The sequence below is a fragment of the Amycolatopsis sp. cmx-8-4 genome (genome assembly GCF_046548675.1).
Classification (GTDB): Bacteria; Actinomycetota; Actinomycetes; order Mycobacteriales; family Pseudonocardiaceae; genus Amycolatopsis.
Map to the genome: position 1 here is coordinate 491398 of NZ_JAEBDZ010000002.1, position 20289 is coordinate 511686.

Annotated in this window: 18 protein-coding genes and 1 pseudogene; 10 read left to right on the forward strand and 9 right to left on the reverse strand. The window is 70.4% G+C overall.

Annotated elements, in window-relative coordinates:
• Positions 1-104: 104 nt before the first annotated feature.
• Together ACLJQZ_RS05050 and ACLJQZ_RS05055 are read left to right on the forward strand one after the other, a co-directional pair.
• Positions 105-1076 (forward strand): COX15/CtaA family protein, encoded by a 972-nt coding sequence (locus tag ACLJQZ_RS05050; RefSeq protein ID WP_410618868.1) that lies wholly within the window; start codon positions 105-107, stop codon positions 1074-1076.
• Between the two features lie 49 nt (positions 1077-1125).
• Positions 1126-2046 (forward strand): acyl-CoA desaturase, encoded by a 921-nt coding sequence (locus ACLJQZ_RS05055; protein ID WP_410618869.1) that lies wholly within the window; start codon positions 1126-1128, stop codon positions 2044-2046.
• Between the two features lie 226 nt (positions 2047-2272).
• On the opposite strand, the gene ACLJQZ_RS05060 is transcribed toward ACLJQZ_RS05055, so the two are convergent.
• A complete protein-coding gene (locus ACLJQZ_RS05060) occupies positions 2273-3466 on the reverse strand; it encodes a hypothetical protein (protein ID WP_410618870.1) in 1194 nt (397 codons plus the stop codon).
• 197 nt (positions 3467-3663) lie between these two features.
• Here ACLJQZ_RS05060 and ACLJQZ_RS05065 point away from each other — a divergent pair, with 197 nt between their 5' ends.
• Positions 3664-3846, forward strand: a complete 183-nt coding sequence (locus ACLJQZ_RS05065) for a hypothetical protein (protein ID WP_410618871.1) — start codon at positions 3664-3666, stop codon at positions 3844-3846.
• Here the strand turns inward: ACLJQZ_RS05065 and ACLJQZ_RS05070 are convergent.
• Positions 3847-4709, reverse strand: a pseudogene (locus ACLJQZ_RS05070) (RimK family alpha-L-glutamate ligase). It abuts the gene before it with no gap.
• Positions 4706-5011: a hypothetical protein gene (locus ACLJQZ_RS05075; RefSeq protein ID WP_410618872.1), complete on the reverse strand. Its 306-nt coding sequence runs from the start codon at positions 5009-5011 to the stop codon at positions 4706-4708. The pseudogene ACLJQZ_RS05070 and the gene ACLJQZ_RS05075 overlap by 4 nt, the downstream one beginning before the upstream one ends.
• 95 nt (positions 5012-5106) lie before the next feature.
• Between ACLJQZ_RS05075 and ACLJQZ_RS05080 the strand changes: the two genes are divergently transcribed.
• A complete protein-coding gene (locus tag ACLJQZ_RS05080) occupies positions 5107-6078 on the forward strand; it encodes a quinone oxidoreductase family protein (RefSeq protein WP_410618873.1) in 972 nt (323 codons plus the stop codon).
• Here ACLJQZ_RS05080 and ACLJQZ_RS05085 read toward each other — a convergent pair.
• From ACLJQZ_RS05085 to ACLJQZ_RS05110, 6 genes are all read right to left on the reverse strand, one after another.
• Positions 6068-6283, reverse strand: a complete 216-nt coding sequence (locus ACLJQZ_RS05085; RefSeq protein ID WP_410618875.1) for a cold shock domain-containing protein — start codon at positions 6281-6283, stop codon at positions 6068-6070. The genes ACLJQZ_RS05080 and ACLJQZ_RS05085 overlap by 11 nt on opposite strands.
• Before the next feature lie 31 nt (positions 6284-6314).
• Positions 6315-6878, reverse strand: coding sequence for an FKBP-type peptidyl-prolyl cis-trans isomerase (locus ACLJQZ_RS05090; protein WP_410618877.1), 564 nt, complete (start codon positions 6876-6878; stop codon positions 6315-6317).
• Between the two features lie 10 nt (positions 6879-6888).
• On the reverse strand, positions 6889-9147 hold the full coding sequence (locus tag ACLJQZ_RS05095; protein ID WP_410618879.1) for a HelD family protein: 2259 nt from the start codon (positions 9145-9147) through the stop codon (positions 6889-6891).
• A 71-nt stretch (positions 9148-9218) separates the two neighbouring features.
• Positions 9219-9824, reverse strand: a complete 606-nt coding sequence (locus ACLJQZ_RS05100; RefSeq protein ID WP_410618881.1) for a hypothetical protein — start codon at positions 9822-9824, stop codon at positions 9219-9221.
• Positions 9825-10050: 226 nt separating this feature from the next.
• The gene (locus tag ACLJQZ_RS05105; RefSeq protein ID WP_410618883.1) at positions 10051-10641 is read right to left on the reverse strand and encodes a hypothetical protein; all 591 of its coding nucleotides are present in this window, start codon (positions 10639-10641) and stop codon (positions 10051-10053) included.
• Positions 10642-10643: 2 nt separating this feature from the next.
• Positions 10644-11624 carry a heme o synthase gene (locus ACLJQZ_RS05110; protein WP_410618885.1) on the reverse strand — a complete coding sequence of 327 codons (981 nt, stop codon included), beginning with the start codon at positions 11622-11624 and terminating at the stop codon, positions 10644-10646.
• A 293-nt stretch (positions 11625-11917) separates the two neighbouring features.
• Between ACLJQZ_RS05110 and tkt the strand changes: the two genes are divergently transcribed.
• The 6 genes from tkt to pgl are packed head-to-tail and all read left to right on the forward strand — an operon-like array spanning position 11918 to position 20143.
• Positions 11918-14017 carry a transketolase gene (gene tkt, locus ACLJQZ_RS05115; protein ID WP_410618886.1) on the forward strand — a complete coding sequence of 700 codons (2100 nt, stop codon included), beginning with the start codon at positions 11918-11920 and terminating at the stop codon, positions 14015-14017.
• Between the two features lie 10 nt (positions 14018-14027).
• A complete protein-coding gene (gene tal / locus ACLJQZ_RS05120) occupies positions 14028-15140 on the forward strand; it encodes a transaldolase (RefSeq protein WP_410618888.1) in 1113 nt (370 codons plus the stop codon).
• Positions 15141-15148: 8 nt separating this feature from the next.
• Entirely contained in the window at positions 15149-16786 is a 1638-nt protein-coding gene (locus ACLJQZ_RS05125; protein WP_410618889.1) for a glucose-6-phosphate isomerase, read from the forward strand.
• Positions 16783-18306, forward strand: coding sequence for a glucose-6-phosphate dehydrogenase (gene zwf / locus ACLJQZ_RS05130; RefSeq protein WP_247049191.1), 1524 nt, complete (start codon positions 16783-16785; stop codon positions 18304-18306). Before ACLJQZ_RS05125 ends, zwf begins: the two co-directional genes overlap by 4 nt.
• A complete protein-coding gene (opcA, locus tag ACLJQZ_RS05135; protein ID WP_410618891.1) occupies positions 18303-19370 on the forward strand; it encodes a glucose-6-phosphate dehydrogenase assembly protein OpcA in 1068 nt (355 codons plus the stop codon). Before zwf ends, opcA begins: the two co-directional genes overlap by 4 nt.
• Positions 19367-20143, forward strand: a complete 777-nt coding sequence (pgl, locus tag ACLJQZ_RS05140; RefSeq protein WP_410618892.1) for a 6-phosphogluconolactonase — start codon at positions 19367-19369, stop codon at positions 20141-20143. Before opcA ends, pgl begins: the two co-directional genes overlap by 4 nt.
• Positions 20144-20289 lie beyond the last annotated feature (146 nt).

The following is a 20289-nucleotide window of genomic DNA, read 5'->3' on the forward strand; positions in this document are numbered from 1 at the left end:
GGGTCCTGGACCGGGCGTGACCTTGGTCCCTTGTGGTCGCCGCCGCGTTCTGGGCGCCGGGACCTGCCGAAAGCCGGATTCCGGAGCGCTCTACCATCGATGCCGTGCCGTTCACCAGCCTTGTCGCCCGCCTGCCGTATCCCTCCGCCGCGATCCAACGGGCCGTCGGGATCGCCGCGGTCCTGGCGCAGGCGCTGATCGGCGTCACCGGCTCGATCGTGCGCGTCACCGGGTCCGGGCTCGGCTGCCCGACCTGGCCGCAGTGCGTCGCCGGCAGTCTCGTCCCGAAGCACGACTCCGGCATCGACGCGCTCAACCAGTGGATCGAGTTCGGCAACCGGATGCTGACCGGCGTCGTCATCGCCGTCGCCGCGATCGCCGTCATCACCGCGTGGCGCGTCCAGATCGACCACCCGTCGCGCAAGCGCCTGGTGAAGCTGGCCTGGACGATGCCCGGCGGCGTCGTGCTGCAGGCCGTCGTCGGCGGCATGACCGTGCTGGCGAAGCTGGAGTGGTGGACCGTCGCGATCCACTTCCTCGCCACCACTCCCCTGGTCTGGCTGGCCGTCCTGCTGCTGCGCGCGTTCCGCGAGGGCGACGAGCCCGCGCGGTCGCTGGTCCCGGCGTCGGGCCGCAAGCTGCTGGTCGTGCTCGCCGTCGTGATGTGGCTCGTGCTCGCGGCCGGCACCACGGTCACCGGCGCCGGCCCGCACAGCGGCGACATCAACACCCACCGCCTCGCCGTCTCGGTCGAGACGCTCGCTCAGATCCACGGCGGACTGCTCATCACCTACCTGCTGCTGCTCGCGGTGTTCGGCCTGCGGCTGATGCGCGCCGGCGCGCCGAAGGGCCTGTGGCAGCGCTACACCTGGGTCTGGGTGATCGCGCTCGCGCAGGGCGGGCTCGGGTCGCTGCAGTACGCGCTGGGCGTGCCGGAGGCGATGGTGTCGTTCCACGTGCTCGGCGCGATGGCCGTCATCGTCGCGACGGCGTCCCTGTGGACCGGCAGCCGCGACCGCGGTCCGGTCGTCTCCCTGACGGCCGCGCCGAGGGAACCGGAACTCGCCACCGCCTGAGCAACAGTCGGCCACGCCGCTGTAACTCGGGCAGGCTACGGTTCGCGCCATGACGACGCGCTCCGCGCCCAAGCCACTCATCTCCCACAGCCGCGGCACCGGCGAGATGATCGTGCTCAAGACTTTCCTGCTGGTGCCGTTCGCGGCACTGCTCGTGGCCGTGCCGCTGGTGTGGGGCTGGGGCATGACCTGGATCGACCTGATCCTCGCCGCGGTGTTCTACGTCTTCGCGACGCTGGGCGTGACCGTCGGCTTCCACCGCTACTTCACGCACGGCGCGTTCAAGGCGAACCGGCCGCTGCGGATCGTGCTGGCCGTCGCGGGCAGCATGGCGGTACAGGGTTCGGTGATCTTCTGGGTCGCGAGCCACCGCCGTCACCACGCCTTCGCCGACCGAGAGGGCGACCCGCACTCGCCGTGGCTGTTCGGCACGTCGCCGTCGGCGCTGCTGCGCGGGTTCTGGCACGCGCACATGGGCTGGATGTTCGGCCGCGAGGTGACCAACGCCGACCGCTTCGCCCCGGACCTGGTGGCGGACGCGGACCTGCGCGTCGTCAACCGTTTCTTCTGGCTGTGGATCACGCTCAGCCTCGCCCTCCCCGCGGCCCTCGGCGGTCTGCTGACCTGGTCGTGGTGGGGCGCGGTGACGGCGTTCTTCTGGGCCGGCCTGGTCCGCATCGCGTTCCTGCACCACGTGTCGTGGTCGGTGAACTCGATCTGCCACCTGATCGGCGAGCGCCCGTTCGCCAGCCGCGACAAGGCCGCGAACTTCTGGCCGCTGGCGATCCTGTCGATGGGCGAGTCCTGGCACAACTCCCACCACGCCGACCCGACGTGCGCGCGGCACGGGGTGCTGCGGGGTCAGGTGGACGTGTCGGCCCGGATGATCTGGGGCTTCGAGCGGCTGGGCTGGGCGACCGACGTGCGGTGGCCGCGGATGGACCGGCTGGCCGCGAAGCGCGCGGCCTGAACGTCGACCCACTGCACACTTCCGCAAACACGCACGGTAGTCTCCGCTCGCGGAGCGTCATGCTCTAATTGATAAATTCACAAGGGAGACAGACTCGTGGAACACCGACACCACCACAATCGTGGCGGTGGCGGCGGAGAAGGCGGCGGCAACACCGGCAACTGATCCAACGCCATGTCTCCAGGGAAGGGGAAAGCCGCATCGGGCAGCTGCGGCTTCGCTCCATTCAGTTTCGGGGCCATCTGAAGGCGATCCCGTACTCCTCCCGCGGATGGCAGTAGCCCTCGAAAGTGTGCTGTACGAACCCATCGCCGACGTCGAGCAGGCGCGGATCTCCCGTTGGCGGCCGACGCAGTTTCTCCACCTCGAGCTGCTCCGCGTACCACCAGCAGGCTTCAGGCAGGCATTCCTCGTCGAAGTTCACGCGGATCGTCAGCCCGGCAACGGGTTTGCCGTTCTCAAACCTCCCCCTAGACACACCATGGTGGTCGATGTCCACGCCAATCCACCGCCGCTCTTCATCAGGTCGCATGTCAACGGCCTCCGAGATGAAGCTGTAGGACTCGTTCATCCGCAATTTTCGCCGGAACCGCAGTCTGGCTAGAAGAGGAGCGCCCGGGTATGCGCCGGGTGAGGCGACGAGACGACAGTTCCACAGGGCCTTGACGGGAATTTCGATGAGATTTCCGGACCAACCGGTCACTGCGTGCACGTCATAACCGTCAAGACCATCCTGCCGCGCCACAATGACTCGCTTGGTGAAGCGACGCAACGCCGTGCGCCGATGCATCACGACCGTGACGATCATCCGCTCCACGAATACCGGCTGTGCGCCCTCCGATGGAGCACGGCCCCCCTCCGAGCTCCCGATTGTGGGCAAGGCTCCTACCGTGGCTGATCGCCCCGCCTCCACGTAGGGCAACCAGGCTTCCCCTTCAAGATGCGCGAGCTTGCGCGCCACGGCGGTGCAGAGCATCCCGAGCGCACTGGCCCAGGCTCTGTTCATCGGTGTGTCCGACAAAGGCTCCCTGCTTCCGAACAGGCCACGCACCTTGGCCAGCTGACGAAACCGGTCCTGGAGGGTCGGCGCCCAGTTCACGCTGCCGTCCGGCAACGGCGGAAGCCGGAATGCGGCCAGCAAGGTGAAATGCTCACGCCGCTCCACCACCGAGCTCAACTTGCCGATCTCGTCGACAATGAGGCCCCAGATCGCCAGAGCGCGCACCTCAGGCGAGGCCGCTGGCACTGAAGCGGTCGGTTCAACGAGGCAGCCGAGCACGGCACCGGAACCGCTCGACGAAGATTCGATCGCGCGCCGGAGAGCTCCCAGCAAATCATCGTCTTTCCGTCTGGCCAGTGATCCCAGCGCGGCCTTTTCGGGGGACTTCCCCAGACTCTCCTGATCCAGTTGCACCCTCACGATGTCTCCTCCGCCTCGACCAGGGCTGAACAAAGATCGACAACTTGCGGAAAACCCGAACAGCGACAAAGAGAGAAACCCACTGATCCAACAAACAGAAACATCTCCGCACCACCAAAGATCATTTCCGGTCCCGGCTCTCTCGGAGCACTCTGAAGGCCGGAGCGTACTAGTACACCATAGAGAGGGGTAGTACAGTGAGCGATGAAGAGAGCCGTCGACCCTCGCCTCGCCATGACGATTCCGGGGGCCTGCGCAAAGTGATCAAAGTCGGCCTTACCGGGGTCGGCGGACTCTACCTGGTATCCGGATCGATCGCCGTCACCGTGATCGGGGCCGTCGTCGCACTTGTGCTGGCCGCCGTGCAGGTTGTTCGGTGACTAGGCCAGCTGCTGCCGCACCGCCGAGGCGAACCGCATCGCCGCGGCCGGGTCCGTCTGGCGGAAGCCCAGCGAGGGCTCCGTCAGCTCCAGCTCCAGCAGCAACGGCTTGCCGTCCGCGCCGCGGATCAGGTCCACCCGGGCGTACAGCAGCTCCGCGCGGAGGATGCCCAGCAGCGCCGAAGCCGCGTCCAGGACGTCCTCCGCCAGGGCGACCGCGTCGGCGGGTGGCTCGGCCTTCGCCAGCTGCTCCGTCAGGTACAGACCCGAAGCGTCCATTGTGGACCCGAGCATCGCGCCCTTGGCGAAGGCGTGGGAGTAGATGCCGCCGAAGTAGACCAGGGCCAGTTCGCCTTCGGTGTCCACACTGGACTGGTACGGCTGGATCATGGCCGTGTGCCCGTCAGCGTGCAAGGAAGCCACGTGAGAAGAGGCGTCCGCTCCGGCGTCGAAGCGGGCCGCGCCGCGGGAACCCGCGCCGACCGACGGCTTGACCACGTACGCCGACTTGGGAACTTCGCCGGCTCGCCCGGCTCCACCAGGGTGGTCGGGACCACCGCCACGCCCGCGTCCAGCAGCTCCGCCAGGTACGACTTGTCGGTGTTCCAGCGCGCCACGGCCGCCGGGTTGTACAGCGCCGGCACGGACTCGCACCAGTCGAGGAACTCGGCGCGGCGGGGCGCGTAGTCCCAGGTGGCGCGCAGGATCACGGCGTCGGCGGCGGCGAAGTCGACGCGGGAGTCGTCCCAGGCCGCCCAGGAGACGTCGAAGCCCAGCTCGGTCAGCGCCGCCGGGACGGCGTGCTCGTCGCCGTCACCCTCGGGCAGGTCCACGCAGCCGACGAGGATCGCGGTGCGGCTCACTTGCCGGCCATCTTGCGACGGTGCGCGGCACCGATCTTGGTGGCCTTCACCGTCTCCGCGTCCCACGAAGCGGCTTCGAGGTCCTCGACGGCCTCGACCAGCGCCTCGCCGGTCGCGACGGCCGGCACGACGACGTCGCCGAGCGCGCCGTCGGCCCCGACGAGCACGACCCGGGCGCCGACGCGGCCGATGTTCTCCACGACCGCGCGGGACGGCTTGCCGTGCGCCTTCACGAACTTGCGCGCCGCGGTCAGCTGGGCCGACGTGGGCGCAACCGTTTCTTCCGAATCCGAATCAGCCACGTCCCGAACCATAACCAACCAGGGACCGGAACGCGGAACAGCGTGGCGTCGGCCATAGTTGTGCCCGGTAGAAGCCCGACTCCCGAGGAGGACGCATGCCCACCGCAGTGCAGGTGACGAAGACCGGTGGCCCGGAAGTGCTCGAACCGGCCGAAGTGGACGTCGCGGCCCCGCAGGCCGGTGAACTGCTGGTGGACGTCGCCGCGGCCGGGGTGAACTACATCGACACCTACCAGCGCCAGGGCGTCTACAAGATGGAGCTGCCGTTCGTGCCGGGCCTGGAGGGCGCGGGCACGGTCGCCGAGGTCGGCCCGGACGTCGCCGGGTTCGCGGTCGGCGACCGCGTGGCCTGGCAGGGCTCGCTGGGCAGCTACGCGGCGCGCAAGGTCCTCCCGGCGTCGATCGCGGTGAAGGTGCCCGAGGGCGTTTCGCTCGAGACGGCCGCGGCGACCATGCTGCAGGGCGTCACGGCGCACTACCTGGTCGCGTCGACGTTCGAGGTCAAGCCGGGCCACGACGTGCTGGTGCACGCGGCCGCCGGCGGCGTCGGCCTGCTGCTGGTGCAGCTGGCGAAGGCCCGCGGCGCCCGGGTCTTCGGCACGGTGTCGACCGACGAGAAGGCCGAGCTGGCGCGCGGCGCGGGCGCCGACGAGGTGATCCGCTACGACCGCGAGGACTTCGCCAAGGCGGTCCGCGAGCTGACCGACGGCGAAGGCGTCGACGTCGTGTACGACGGCGTCGGCAAGGACACCTTCGACGCGAGCCTGGCGAGCCTGAAGATCCGCGGCCTGCTGGCGCTGTTCGGCGCGGCGAGCGGCCCCGTGCCGGCGTTCGACCCGCAGCGCCTCAACGCGGGCGGCTCGCTCTACCTGACCCGCCCGACGTCGGTCCACTACGCCCGCACCCGCGAGGAGCTGGACTGGCGCGCGAAGGAGCTGTTCGACGCGGTCCTGGCGGGCGACCTGGACATCCGCATCGGCGGCACGTACCCGCTCGCCGACGCACGCCGCGCCCACGAAGACCTTCAGGGCCGCCGGACGACGGGCAAGCTGCTGCTCATTCCCTGATCCAGACGGCGCGCCAGTGGAACCCGTCCTGCTCGGCGCGCTCGACGGTGAACTCGACCTCGGCGCCCACGGTCAGCTGCCGGAACCCACCCGGACCGACCCCGCGGCTGCCGGGGTCGACCATCGAGAAGTGCACCCAGACGGGGTCGTCGAAGCCCGGTGCTTCGACGACCCCCCAGCCGTCGTCGACGTGCCATTCGCGCACGCGACCGCGATGAGTCTCCACGGACCCGGGACTAAGAGGCCGGGACCGAGACCGCATCCGTGACGAAGACCAGGGTCTCGTTCGGCTGGATGCCCTGGCCGCCCTGGCCGTAGCCGAGGTCCGGCGGGATGATCAGCAGCCGGCGAGCGCCCTGCTTGATGCCGATCAGGCCCTGGTCCCAGCCCGGGATCACCTGGCCCGCACCCAGCTGCAGGTCGAACGGCTCGCCGCGGTCGAACGAGCTGTCCAGCTTCTGCTTGTTCGACCAGGTCACCAGCGTGTAGTTCATCTTCAGGTCCTGGCCGGCCTTCGCGCCGTTGCCGGTGCCATCGGACAGGTCCTTCGTGATCAGCTTCTTCGGCGGGTCGCAGTCGTCGGGGATGGTGATCGTCGGCGCTTCGCCGAACTTGCCCGTCGACTTGACGTCGTCGGCGGTGCACTCGCGGCCCTTGCTCTGGGGCGCCTGCGCGGCCGACGACGATGGGACGGGCGGCCCCGCCGGTGCGGCCGTCTGGGTCTTGGCGTCCTGGCCGCACGCGGCCAGCGACAGCGCCGCCGCCGCGGCGACGACCACGATCTTCCCGATTTTCTGCATGCCCGGGAGACTAGCCAAGCACGGAGAGTGCCGGTACTTCGTCACCGGTCCGGACCACGCCGAGCCGCCGGGTCGCCCGCGTCAGGGCCACGTACAGGTCGTTGAGCCCGCGCGGCGAACCCGCGACGACCTCGTCCGGCGCGACCAGCACCACCGCGTCGAACTCCAGGCCCTTGGACCGCTCGACCGTCAGCACGCTCAGCCGTTCGTCGAAGGCGCCGAGCACAGCGGAGACCTCGTCGAACCGGGCCGCGGGCACCAGCACCGCGACCGTGCCACCGTCCACTGCGGACAACTCCGCGGCCACCAGACCGGGCAGCTCCGCCGCGAGGTCCGCCGACTCCACCGACCACGGCGGGATGCCGCTCTCGCGCACCGACGACGGCGCCGCCAGGCCTGCGTCGACCTCGGCCAGCACGCGCGCCGCGACCGCCATGATCTCGGCGGGCGTGCGGTAGTTGACGGTCAGCTGCTCGAGCCGCCACCGGTCCTCGACGTACGGCGAGAGCACCTCGCCCCACGACCGCGCGCCACCGGCGGCGCCGGTCTGGGCGACGTCACCCACGAGGGTCATCGAGCGGTTCGGCGAGCGCCGCATGAGCAGCCGCCAGTCCATCGCGGACAGCTCCTGGGCCTCGTCGACGATGACGTGCCCGAACGTCCAGGTCCGGTCCGCCGCGGCGCGCTGGGCCGCGGTCAGCTCGCTGCGCTCCACCTGGCGTTCGGCGAACAGCTCGGCGTCCAGGACGTCCGAGACGCGCAGCAGTTCCTCGTCGATGATCTCTTCGTCCTGTTCGAGGATGTCGAGCACGCCCTCGGCGTACGCGCGGTCCTCGCGCTCACGGCGTTTGCGCTCGACGCGGGCCTCGGTGTCGTCGACGCCGATCAGCTCGGCCAGCTCGTCGAGCAGCGGGACGTCGGCGGGCGTCCATTTCGCGTCGCGGCTGCTCTCCAGCAGCGCGCGGTCCGCGTCGGACAGGTGCTTCCGGGCGGCGCTGTCGAGGCGTTCGCGGTCGGCGAACAGGTCGTCGAGCACGCCTTCCGGGGTCAGCACGGGCCACAGCTCGTTCAGCGCGGCGGCGATGTGCTCGTCCGCGGCCAGCTCGGCGCGGATGTCCTGCAGGTCCTGACCGTCCAGGAGGTCCTCCCCCAGCTTCCGCGAGGCCTGGCGGGTCAGGGCGTCGAGGACGTCGGAGACGAACAGGCGCCGCGCCGGGTTGTGCGGGCGCCGCGACCGCCGGGCGCGGGTCCGGGCCTCGGTGCAGGTCTTGCGGTCGAGTTTGAGGACGTCGTGCTCGTGCTCGTACTCGATCTCCAGCACCGGGTCGGGCACGCGCTGGCGGTCGCGGACGGCGGTGGCGAGGACGTCGGCCAGGACCAGCCGGCCCTTGACCTCCGCGGTCTCGCGCCGCTCGGCGCCGTCGGCGTCCAGGCCCGGGTAGAGCTGGCCGACGGTGGCGAGCAGCACACCCGTCTCGCCCAGCGACGGCAGCACCTGGCCGATGTAGCGCAGGAACGTGCTGTTCGGCCCGACGACGAGCACGCCGCGGGTCGTGAGCTGCTGGCGGTGGGTGTAGAGCAGATAGGCGGCGCGGTGCAGCGCGACGGCGGTCTTGCCGGTGCCCGGCCCGCCCTGCACGACCATGACCCCGCCGAGCGGCGCGCGGATGATCCGGTCCTGCTCGGCCTGGATGGTCGCGACGATGTCGCTCATCTCACCCGTGCGGCGCTGCTCCAGCGCGGCGAGCAGCGCGGCTTCGCCGGCGAGCCCGAGGTCCTGCCCCTGGTCGGCGGCGGCGAGGTCGAGGATCTCGTCGTCGAAGCCGGTGACCTTGCGGGTCAGCGACCGCAGGTGCCGCCGCCGGCGTACCCCGTCGGGTGACGCGGCAGTAGCGAGGTAGAAGGGCCGCGCGACGGGCGCGCGCCAGTCGACCAGCAGCGGCTGGTAGTCGTCGTCCTCGTCGAACAGCCCGAGGCGGCCGATGTAGGTGGTCTCCTCGGTGCTGCCGGGCACGAAGTCGAGCCGCCCGAAGGCGAGGCCCTGCTCGACGGAGCCGAGCTGGGCGAGCCGGTCGGTGTAGAGGGTGGTCGCGACGTCGCGTTCGGTGCGGGCCTGCGGGGTGCCGCCGGTCAGCCGCAGCGTCTCGTCGAGGCGCCGCTGGGCGTCGACGCGTTCGGCGTCGAGCTTGGTGTAGAGGGTGGTGACGTACGCCTGCTCACGAGCGAGCTCGGCGGCGTGTGTGTCGTCCGGCGAGACGGACAAGAGCATCCTGCTTTCGCCTCAAGGAAAGGGCCAGCCAAGTTTAACGGTGACCACGGCGGGATCATTCCGGCATGAGGTCAGGCGCCGGGAAGGTCGCAGTAGGGGTAGACCTCGGTGCGGGAGTCATCGGCGGTGGCGGGAGCGCCGACGGGCGGGACGACCCAGGTCTCCCGCTCCCCTGGCGAACAGGACGGACTCGCTGGGAACCGCCACTCGCTGCCGAGGTCGTTGCCGTGGACGTCGCGGAAGACGATCGGCAGATCGGCCGTGCCCTGGTCGCCCCCGACGATCCGGCCGGTGCGATCACGGAAGACCACGGCGGTGTCGCGGCTGGTCAGTGCCCGGCAGTTCGTGGACGTCTCGCGGTAATGGACATCGACGCTGACCGGGTTGTCCGGATAGAAGCGCAGAGTCCGGAGGTAGGTGGCGCCGACCGGCCCGAGGCTGCCCACGGCGGCGTGCGGCAGCCAGGCGTTCGGGCCCACGACGGTCTCGGCTCCGGCCACGGGGGCTTCCCGCCGGTAGGCACCCGTTCCGGCGCCGATCCGCTGACCGGGCAGGAGCAGGGGAACCTCGACGCTCAGTTCGCCGGTCGTGAGTTCGGGAAGCTCATGGCGCGCGGCGTCGAACGACCGGAACCGCACCGGAATCCGGCGCGCGACCTCGGCAGAGGTGTTCTCCACGACGGCCCCGAGACTGACCAGACCGGACGGCCCTTGGCTGAATCCCTGCTCGACGACCTTGATCCCGCCCGGCGTCGACGCCGGTGTGCTCGAGGGGCCCGGTCGGGGATGTCACAGCTGTCGCCCGAGGCGGATCCGCCGGCCCAGGGCAACTTGCCCCCGGCCGAGACGACGATGGCGGCGAGGACGACGACAACGCCGAGTACCGCCAGCACACGGTTTCCGCTCATCCGAGGTCGCAGTAGGGGTAGACCTCGACACCCGCCCCGAGGGAGAACGGCAGCTCCCGGTCCCCCGGCGCACACGACACTCGATCGGCAGGCAGCCGTTCCGCACCCACGATCCGACCGGCAGCGTCGCGGTGCAGCACCGCCGCGCCCCGGCTGGTCAGCGCCCGGCAGTTCGCCGAGTGGTACCGGACGCCGCCCGCCACGACCGTGGCCGTCACCGGTGTGAAGCCGCCCAGGGACTCCGGCGACAGCCAGGTGACCGGGCCGACAGCGCCGGCCGCGGCCACGCCGATGCGGGCTCCCGGGGTGAGCAGCGGCACCACCACGGGCCCGACCGGGATCCGGTACGCGACCTGGGTGCTCGTGTTCTCCAGCACAGTGCCGGACGACGACGTCTCGGCGACGCGGATTCCGCCGCCACCGGGAGCCACGTCCGGCGCCGACGAGACCGCCGTGATGTGCGAAGGGATCGAGCAGCCGGTGCCCAGCAGCGTGTTCTGGTCCAGCGACACCTTGCGGCCGCCGATGTAGAGCAACGCCGCGAACAGGACGATCACGACCAGCGCGACGCCTGCGCGCCTCAACAAGATCAGAAGGGGAGGCCGAGCGTCGGCAGGCCGATGGCCGAGTCGACGGCCAGCGCCACGAACACGATCATCAGGTACGTGTTCGAGCGGTGGAACAGCGCCATCGGCTTCGTCTCCTCGCCGCGGCGGACCGCGGCCTGGAGGCTGTGCGCGTAGAAGAGGAACCAGCCGCCCGCGAAGATCGCGAACGTGCCGTACAGCCACGACGTCACCGGGAGCAGCAGCAGCGTCCAGGCCACCATCACCCACGAGTAGATGACGATCTGCTTGGCGACGTGCTGGGCGGTGGCCACGACCGGGAGCATCGGGACACCCGCGCGCTCGTAGTCGTCGCGGTACTTCATGCCCAGCGCCCAGGTGTGCGGCGGGGTCCAGAAGAAGATGACGCCGAACATCACGAACGCCGGCCACTGCACCGTGCCGGTCACGGCCGCCCAGCCGATGACCACCGGCATGCAGCCGGCCGCGCCGCCCCAGACGACGTTCTGCGACGTGCGGCGCTTCAAGCCGAGCGTGTAGACGAAGATGTAGAAGAGGATCGTCGCGATCGCGAGGATCGCCGACAGCAGGTTGACCGTGAAGTAGAGCACCACGGCCGAGGCGACGCCCATCACCAGGCCGAAGACCAGCGCACCGCGCCGCGGGACGGAGTCCTTCACCAGCGGACGCCGCTTCGTGCGGTTCATCACCTTGTCGATGTCGGCGTCGATCACGCAGTTGAGCGCGTTCGCGCTGCCCGCGGCCATCGTCCCGCCGACCAGCGTGGCGAGGACCAGCCACGGCGAGGGGATCTGCCGGCCGGCGAGGAACATCGCCGGGATCGTGGTCACCAGGAGGAGCTCGATCACCCGCGGCTTCGCCAGCGCGGCGTAGGCGCCGACGACCTGGCGGATGCTTCGCCGGCCACCGTGCGGTCGTTCACCGGTCGGGTGCACGGCGCTGGTGTCCTCACTGCGTCCGTGCGCAGCGTTCACCAACGACATTTCACTCCCTGTGTCAGGTTCGGGGCGGGCCCGATGCCGGAGGCGTGTGGTGCCGCTGAAACCGCCGGGCTGAACCCTCGAACGATGTTAGACGTGGTGAATCCCGTGGGTGATCGCGGGTCTGGAACGGGTCCAAGCACTAGGCTGGCCGGGTCGGGCCGCGATTGCCCCTGCGCAGGGTCGCGAGCAGGAATATCGTCCCTTCGGGATCGATTGAGATAGATGACCCCGCGCACGGGTAACCGGAACGAGGAAGACCAGCCGCAATCATCATGACCGGGAGTTGGAGTTCAGTGTCCGATACGGCCCCTACCAGCGAGAACAACCCCCTACTCCGGCGTAACGTGCCCGCCGACTGGACCGACACCGACACCCGCGCCGTGGACACCGTCCGGGTGCTCGCCGCGGACGCGGTGGAGAACTGTGGCAGCGGCCACCCCGGCACCGCGATGAGCCTCGCCCCGCTGGCCTACACGCTGTTCCAGCGCACGCTGCGGCACGACCCGAACGACCAGCACTGGCCGGGCCGCGACCGGTTCGTGCTGTCGGCCGGGCACAGCAGCCTGACGCTCTACATCCAGCTGTACCTCGCCGGCTACGGCCTCGAGCTCGAGGACCTCAAGCAGCTGCGCAAGTGGGGCTCCAAGACCCCGGGTCACCCGGAGTACCGCCACACCGACGGCGTCGAGACCACCACCGGCCCGCTGGGGCAGGGCCTGGCGAACGCCGTGGGCATGGCGATGGCCGCCCGCCGCGAGCGCGGCCTGCTGGACCCGGACGCCGCTCCCGGCGAGAGCATCTTCGACCACTTCATCTACGCCATCGCTTCCGACGGCGACATCGAAGAGGGCGTCACCGCCGAGGCGTCGTCCATCGCGGGCCGCCAGGAACTGGGCAACCTGATCCTGTTCTGGGACGACAACAAGATCTCCATCGAGGACGACACGAACATCGCCCTCTCGGAGGACACGGTCGCGCGGTACGAGGCCTACGGCTGGCACACCCAGTTCGTCGAAGGCGGCGAAGACGTCGTCGCGCTCGAAGAGGCCATCAAGAACGCCCAGGCCGAAACCGGACGCCCGTCGTTCATCGCGGTGCGGACCGTCATCGGTTACCCGGCGCCGAAGAAGATGGGCACCGGCAAGGCGCACGGCGCCGCGCTGGGCGCCGAAGAGGTCGCCGAGGTCAAGAAGATCCTGGGCTTCGACCCGGAGCAGTCGTTCCAGGTCGAGGACGACGTCATCAAGCACACCCGCCAGGCGCTCGAGCGCGGCAAGACCGCGCACGCCGAGTGGCAGGAGAAGTACGAGGCGTGGGGCAAAGCCAACCCGGAGCGCAAGAAGCTGGGCGACCGGATGGCCACCCGCACGCTGCCCGAGGGCTTCGCCGACAACCTGCCGAAGTGGGAGCCGGACGCCAAGGGCGTCGCCACCCGCAAGGCCTCCGGTGAGGTGCTCAACGCGCTCGCCGAGCCGCTGCCGGAGCTGTGGGGCGGGTCCGCGGACCTCGCCGAGAGCAACAACACCACGATGAAGGGCGCCGACTCGTTCGGCCCGGAGAAGGCTTCCACGGACATGTGGAAGACCAGCCCGTACGGCCGGACGCTGCACTTCGGCATCCGCGAGCACGCCATGGGCTCGATCCTCAACGGGATCGCGCTGCACGGCGGCACCCGCCCGTACGGCGCGACGTTCCTCATCTTCTCCGACTACATGCGCCCGCCGGTCCGGCTGGCCGCGCTGATGAAGGCGCCGGTCACCTACGTGTGGACGCACGACTCGATCGGCCTCGGCGAGGACGGCCCGACGCACCAGCCGGTCGAGCAGCTCTCCGCGCTGCGCGCGATCCCGGGCCTCAACGTCGTCCGCCCGGCGGACGCCAACGAGACCGCGTACGCGTGGAAGGCCGTGCTGGAGGACATCCACCACCCGTCCGGCCTGGCGCTCACCCGCCAGAACGTGCCGGTGCTCGAGGGCACCAGCGCCGAAGGCGTCGCCAAGGGCGGTTACGTCCTGGCGGACTCGGACGGCACCCCGGACGTGATCCTGATCGGCACCGGCTCCGAGGTCCAACTGGCCGTCGAGGCGAAGAAGGTCCTCGAGGCCGACGGCGTCAAGGCGCGGGTCGTCTCGATGCCGTGCGTCGAGTGGTTCGACGAGCAGGACGCGGCCTACCGCGACTCCGTCATCCCGGCCGGGGTGAAGGCCCGCGTGTCCGTCGAGGCGGGCATCGCCCAGTCGTGGCACCGCTTCACCGGTGACGCCGGGGTGAACGTTTCGATCGAGGACTTCGGCGCCTCCGCCGATGCCGCCACACTGTTCCGTGAGTTCGGGTTCACCACGGAAGCAGTCGTCGAGGCGGCCCGCCGCTCGATCGCCAACACCAAGAACTGAAGGGACACAGATGAGCAACGACAAGCTCGCGCAGCTGTCCGAGGCCGGCGTTTCGATCTGGCTGGACGACCTCTCGCGCGAACGGCTGAACACCGGCAACCTGGCCGCGCTGATCCGCGACAAGCACGTCGTGGGCGTGACGACCAACCCGACGATCTTCGCCGGCGCGATGTCGAAGGGTGACGCCTACGACGAGCGGACGAAGGAACTCGCCGCCCAGGGCGCCGACGTCGAGGCGACCATCCGGGACCTGACGACGACCGACGTGCGCAACGCCGCGGACCTGTTCCGCGACATCTACGCCGCGACGAACGGCGTCGACGGCCGCGTCTCGATCGAGGTGGACCCGCGCCTGGCCAAGGACTCCGACAAGACGGTGGCCGAGGCGCAGGACCTGTGGAAGACCGTCGACCGGCCGAACGTGCTGATCAAGATCCCGGCCACCGAAGAGGGCCTGCCGGCGATCACCGCCACGCTCGCCGAGGGCATCAGCGTCAACGTCACGCTGATCTTCTCCGTCGAACGCTACAAGAAGGTCATCGAGGCCTACTTCGCCGGTCTCGAGCAGGCGAAGGCCAACGGCCACGATCTGCGCGGCATCCACTCGGTGGCGTCGTTCTTCGTGTCCCGGGTGGACACCGAGATCGACAAGCGGCTCGACGCGATCGGCACCGACGAGGCCAAGGCCCTGCGCGGCAAAGCGGCCGTCGCCAACGCCCGGCTCGCCTACGTCGCGTTCGAGGAGCTGTTCGCGACGGATCGCTGGAAGGCCCTCGCGGCCGACGGCGCGCACGCGCAGCGCCCGCTGTGGGCGTCGACCGGGGTCAAGAACCCGGACTACTCCCCCACCCTCTACGTCGACGACCTCGTCGTGAAGGACACCGTCAACACGATGCCGGAGAAGACCCTCGACGCCGTCGCCGAGCACGCCGACCTCCAGGGCGACCGGGTCAGCGGTCACGGCAAGGACGCGCAGCAGGTCTTCGACCAGCTCGAAGCCGTCGGCATCGACATCACCGACGTGTTCCTGGTGCTGGAGAACGAAGGCGTCGAGAAGTTCGAGAAGTCCTGGACGGAACTGCTCGACACCGTCAACGGCCAGCTCGAAAAGGCGAAGGGCTGAAGCACGACATGACGACAGGGGAAAAGACCGGCGTCGAGATCGTGGACGCCGAACTGGCGGAGCGCGCCACGCCGCTGGCTGAGCGGCTGGTCGCCGACCAGGCCGCGTCGAAGCTGGCCGCGAAGGACGCCACGCTCTGGGGACCGGACGCCGAATCCGAAGCGTCGATCCGGCTGTCGTGGACGACGCTGCACAAGTCGTCCCGGCCGCTGATCGGCGAGATCGAGGCGCTGCGCACCGAACTGCGGTCCGAGGGCGTCGACCGCGTGGTGCTCGCCGGCATGGGCGGCTCGTCGCTCGCGCCGGAGCTGATCACCGGGACCGACGACGTCGCGCTGACCGTGCTCGACACCACCGACCCGGGCCAGGTCGCCGACGCGCTCGCCGGCGACCTCGAGCGCACGGTGATCGTGGTGTCGTCGAAGTCGGGCGGCACCGTCGAGACCGACAGCCACCGGCGGATCTTCGCGAAGGCGTTCACCGACGCGGGGATCGACGCGGGCCGGCGGATCGTGGTCGTCACCGACCCGGGCTCGCCGTTCCAGGCACTGTCCGAAAAGGAGGGTTACCGCAAGACCTTCCTCGCCGACCCGCACGTCGGCGGCCGCTACTCCGCGCTGACCGCGTTCGGGCTCGTCCCGGCCGGGCTGGCCGGCGCGGACGTCGCCCGGCTGCTCGACCAGGCCGCCTCGGTGGCCGAGGAGCTGGCCGCGGACTCGGTCGGCAACCCGGCGGTCAAGCTGGCCGCCGCGTGGGCCGCCGCGCACGAGCAGGGCGCCGAGAAGGTCGTGCTGGCCGACACCGGCTCCGGGATCAAGGGCTTTCCCGACTGGGCGGAGCAGCTGATCGCCGAGTCCACGGGCAAGCAGGGCACCGGTTTGCTGCCGGTCGCGGTCGAGGGCTCGGAGGCCGCCGGCTTCGCCGACGCGAAGTCCGACGCCACCCCGGTCGCCATCGGCAGCCCGAAGGGCGCGGCGAAGATCGCCGTCACCGGCTCGCTCGGCGCGCAGCTCCTGCTCTGGGAGACCGCCACGGCGCTGGCCGGCCGGCTGCTCGGGATCAACCCGTTCGACCAGCCCGACGTCGAGACCGCGAAGAAGGCGACGCGCGCGCTGCTGGACGACCCGGAGAAGCTCAAGGGCGGCGAGACGGCGTCTACTGTGGACGGACCGGTCGAGGTCTTCGGTAGCGAAGGCGTTTCGACCGACGGGAAGCTCGTCGACGTGCTCCGCGCGTTCTTCGCTTCGGCGCCGGAAGCCGGCTACGTCGCGGTGCAGGCCTACCTGGACCGCCTCGACGACGCGTCGACGGAGCTGCTGCGCGGCGAGATCGCGAAGAGCACCGGGCTGCAGACGACGTTCGGCTGGGGGCCCCGGTTCCTGCACTCCACCGGGCAGTACCACAAGGGCGGCCACCAGAACGGCGTCTTCCTGCAGCTCACCGGTGCGGTGGAGCGGGACCTCGACGTGCCGGACCGGCCCTACACCTTGGGGCAGCTACAGCACGCCCAGGCGCTGGGCGACGGGCAGGTGCTCGCCGAGCACGGCCGCCCGGTGCTGCGCCTGCACCTGACCGACCGCGCCGCGGGCCTCGCGGCCGTTGTCCGCGCGGTGCAGGAGGTCGCGGTTCAGGAGGGGGAAGCATGACCTGGAGCAACCCGCTGCGGGACGAGCGGGACAAGCGGCTCCCGCGCATCGCCGGGCCGTCCAGCCTGGTGATCTTCGGGGTCACCGGCGACCTGGCCCGCAAGAAGCTGATGCCCGCCATCTACGACCTGGCCAACCGCGGGCTGCTGCCCGCCGGCTTCTCGCTCGTCGGGTTCGCCCGCCGAGACTGGGAGCACCAGGACTTCGGCGAGCTGGTGCACGACTCGGTCAAGGCGCACGCGCGCACGCCGTTCAAGGAGTCGGTCTGGAACCGGCTCGCCGAGGGCATCCGGTTCGTGCAGGGCACCTTCGACGACGACGACGCCTTCGACCGGCTCGCGCAGACGGTCAAGGACCTCGACAAGGAACGCGGCACCGGCGGCAACACGGCGTTCTACCTGTCGATCCCGCCCGGCGCGTTCCCGGTGGTGACCAAGCAGCTGGCCCGCTCCGGGCTGGCCAACGCGGACGAGAACACCTGGCGCCGCGTCGTCATCGAGAAGCCGTTCGGCCACGACCTGAAGAGCGCCGAAGAGCTCAACGCGATCGTCAACGACGTCTTCCCCGAGGAGTCGGTGTTCCGCATCGACCACTACCTCGGCAAGGAGACGGTCCAGAACATCCTGGCGCTGCGCTTCGCGAACCAGCTGTTCGAGCCGATCTGGAACGCCAACTACGTCGACCACGTGCAGATCACCATGGCCGAGGACATCGGCCTCGGCGGCCGCGCGGGGTACTACGACGGGATCGGCGCCGCTCGCGACGTCATCCAGAACCACCTGCTGCAGCTGCTCGCCTTCACCGCGATGGAGGAGCCGCTGTCGTTCGACCCGCGGGCCCTGCGCGCGGAGAAGATCAAGGTCCTGTCGGGCACGCACCCGATCGGGCCGCTGGGCAAGACCACCGCGCGCGGCCAGTACGCGGGCGGCTGGCAGGGTGGCACGAAGGTGCCCGGCCTGCTGCAGGAAGAGGGCTTCGCCAAGGACTCGAAGACCGAGACCTTCGCCGCGGTGACCCTCGAAGTGCAGAGCCGTCGCTGGGCCGGGGTGCCGTTCTACCTGCGCACCGGCAAGCGGCTCGGCCGCCGCGTCACCGAGATCGCCGTGGTGTTCAAGCGGGCGCCGCACCTGCCGTTCGATTCGACCTCGACCGAGGAGCTGGGGCAGAACGCCCTGGTCATCCGGGTGCAGCCGGACGAGGGCATCACGCTGCGGTTCGGCTCGAAGGTGCCGGGGACCACGATGGAGGTCCGCGACGTCACCATGGACTTCGGGTACGGGCACGCGTTCACCGAGTCCTCCCCCGAGGCCTACGAGCGCCTGATCCTCGATGTCCTGCTCGGCGAGCCGTCGCTGTTCCCGGTCAACGAAGAGGTCGAGCTCTCCTGGAAGATCCTCGACCCGGTCATCGAGCACTGGGCCAAGGAAGGCGCGCCGGAGCAGTACCCGCCGGGCACCTGGGGCCCGCCGTCCGCCGACGAAATGCTGGAGCGCACCGGCCGGAAATGGAGGCGCCCGTGATCATCGACCTGCCGTCCACCACGACTTCGCTGCTCAACAAGAAGCTGGTGGAGATCCGCGAACAAGGCGGGCAAGTAGCGCTCGGCCGGGTGCTCACGCTGGTCATCGTGGCCGACGACGACAGCCACCTCGAAGCGGCGATCGAAGCGGCCAACGGCGCGAGCCGCGAGCACCCGTCGCGGGTGATCGTGGTCGCCAAGGGCGCGCGCACCGCGTCGCCGCGCATCGACGGCCAGATCCGCGTCGGCGGGGACGCCGGCGCGAGCGAGGTCATCGTGCTGCGGCTCTACGGCCCGCTGGCCTCCCAGGGCCAGAGCGCGGTCGTCCCGCTGCTGCTGCCGGACGCGCCGATCGTCTGCTGGTGGCCCGGCGCCGGCCCGAAGGACCCGGACAAGGACCCGCTCGGCGAGCTGGCCCAGCGCCGGATCACCGACTCGGCCGCGGAGAAGAGCCCCGTCAAGGCGCTGACCACGCGGGCGAAGGCGTACACCGCGGGCGACACGGACCTGGCCTGGACGCGGCTGACGCACTGGCGCGCCCAGCTCGTCTCCGCGCTGGACCTGCCGCCGTACGAGAAGATCACCGCCGCGACGGTGACCGGTGAGGCCGAGTCGCCGTCGACCGAGCTGCTGGCCGCGTGGCTGGCCGAGTACCTGAAGGTGCCGGTCAAGCGGGTCAAGAGCTCGGGGGCGGCCGGGATCATCTCGGTCACCCTGGAGCGGCGTTCGGGCGCGGTGGAGCTGCACCGGCCGGACGGCCGCGTCGGCACGCTGACCCAGCCGGGCCAGCCGACCCGGCGGATCGCCCTGCAGCGGCGCAGCACGCAGGACTGCCTGGTCGAGGAGCTGCGGCGGCTCGACCCGGACGAGGTCTACGAGGCGGCACTGCACGGCCTGGGCAAGATCACGTCCGGCACGAACGGCAAGACGGGCACGCCGGCCAAGGCGGACGTCACCTCGCCGGCCGCGGCGGGCGCTGCTGCTTCCGCTGCGCCCGCGCCGGCTAAGGCTTCCGCTCCGGCTCCGGCCAAGGCGGGTGCCGACGGCAAGAAGAGCGCTTCATGAGCAAGACCGAGGTCGTCGTCCACGCGAACCAGGACCTGCTGGCCGCCGCCGCGGCGGCCCGGCTGGTCACGCGGCTCGTGGACGTCCAGGCGGCCAAGGGTTCGGCGTCGCTGGTGCTCACCGGCGGTGGCACCGGCATCGCGGTGCTGACCGAGCTGCGGAACTCGAGCGCGCGCGACGCGATCGACTGGTCGCGCCTGGACATCTACTGGGGCGACGAGCGGTTCGTCCCGGCCGATTCGGACGAGCGGAACGAGAAGCAGGCCCGCGAGGCCCTGCTCGACCACGTTCCGCTGGACCCGAAGCGGATCCACGCGGTCGCCGCGTCGGACGGCGAGTTCGGCGACGACCCGGACGCCGCAGCGGCGGCGTACGCGCGGGTGCTGGCGGACAACGCCGGCCCGGACGACGGCGACATCCCCTCGTTCGACATCATGCTGCTCGGCCTGGGCGGCGAGGGGCACACCGCATCGGTGTTCCCGGAGTCCCCGGCGGTGTACGAGAAGGAGCGTTCGGTGGTGGCGGTGCGCAACTGCCCCAAGCCCCCGCCGACGCGCGTTTCCCTGACCCTGCCGGCGATCCGCCGGGCCCAGGAGGTCTGGCTGATGACAGCGGGCGAAGCCAAGGCCGACGCGGTAGCGCTGGCACTGTCGGGAGCGGGCGAAGTCCAGCTCCCGGTGGCGGGCGCCCGAGGACACCGACGGACGCTCTGGCTACTGGACCGCACGGCGGCGGGCAAGCTCACGAAGGTGGACCAACCACCGACGGCTTGACAGTCGTAGGTTCCGTGAAGGCCTCCTGCCCTTGGCAGGGGGCCTTCACGGCGTTCGGGGGCGGTGCATTAAGGCCTGCTACGGCGTTCAGCGGCCGTTCGCGGCGTTCAGGGCGCCGAAACTGTCGTGGCTCCCGGGTAGCGTGG

Excerpts from the sequence above, each read along its gene's own strand:
- ACLJQZ_RS05055 (WP_410618869.1), top strand. The coding sequence starts at position 1,126 with ATGACGACGCGCTCCGCGCCCAAGCCACTCATCTCCCACAGCCGCGGC.
- ACLJQZ_RS05080 (WP_410618873.1), top strand. The coding sequence starts at position 5,107 with ATGCCCACCGCAGTGCAGGTGACGAAGACCGGTGGCCCGGAAGTGCTC.
- ACLJQZ_RS05090 (WP_410618877.1), bottom strand. The coding sequence starts at position 6,878 with ATGCAGAAAATCGGGAAGATCGTGGTCGTCGCCGCGGCGGCGGCGCTG.
- ACLJQZ_RS05095 (WP_410618879.1), bottom strand. The coding sequence starts at position 9,147 with ATGCTCTTGTCCGTCTCGCCGGACGACACACACGCCGCCGAGCTCGCT.
- ACLJQZ_RS05110 (WP_410618885.1), bottom strand. The coding sequence starts at position 11,624 with ATGTCGTTGGTGAACGCTGCGCACGGACGCAGTGAGGACACCAGCGCC.
- tal (WP_410618888.1), top strand. The coding sequence starts at position 14,028 with ATGAGCAACGACAAGCTCGCGCAGCTGTCCGAGGCCGGCGTTTCGATC.
- ACLJQZ_RS05125 (WP_410618889.1), top strand. The coding sequence starts at position 15,149 with ATGACGACAGGGGAAAAGACCGGCGTCGAGATCGTGGACGCCGAACTG.
- zwf (WP_247049191.1), top strand. The coding sequence starts at position 16,783 with ATGACCTGGAGCAACCCGCTGCGGGACGAGCGGGACAAGCGGCTCCCG.
- pgl (WP_410618892.1), top strand. The coding sequence starts at position 19,367 with ATGAGCAAGACCGAGGTCGTCGTCCACGCGAACCAGGACCTGCTGGCC.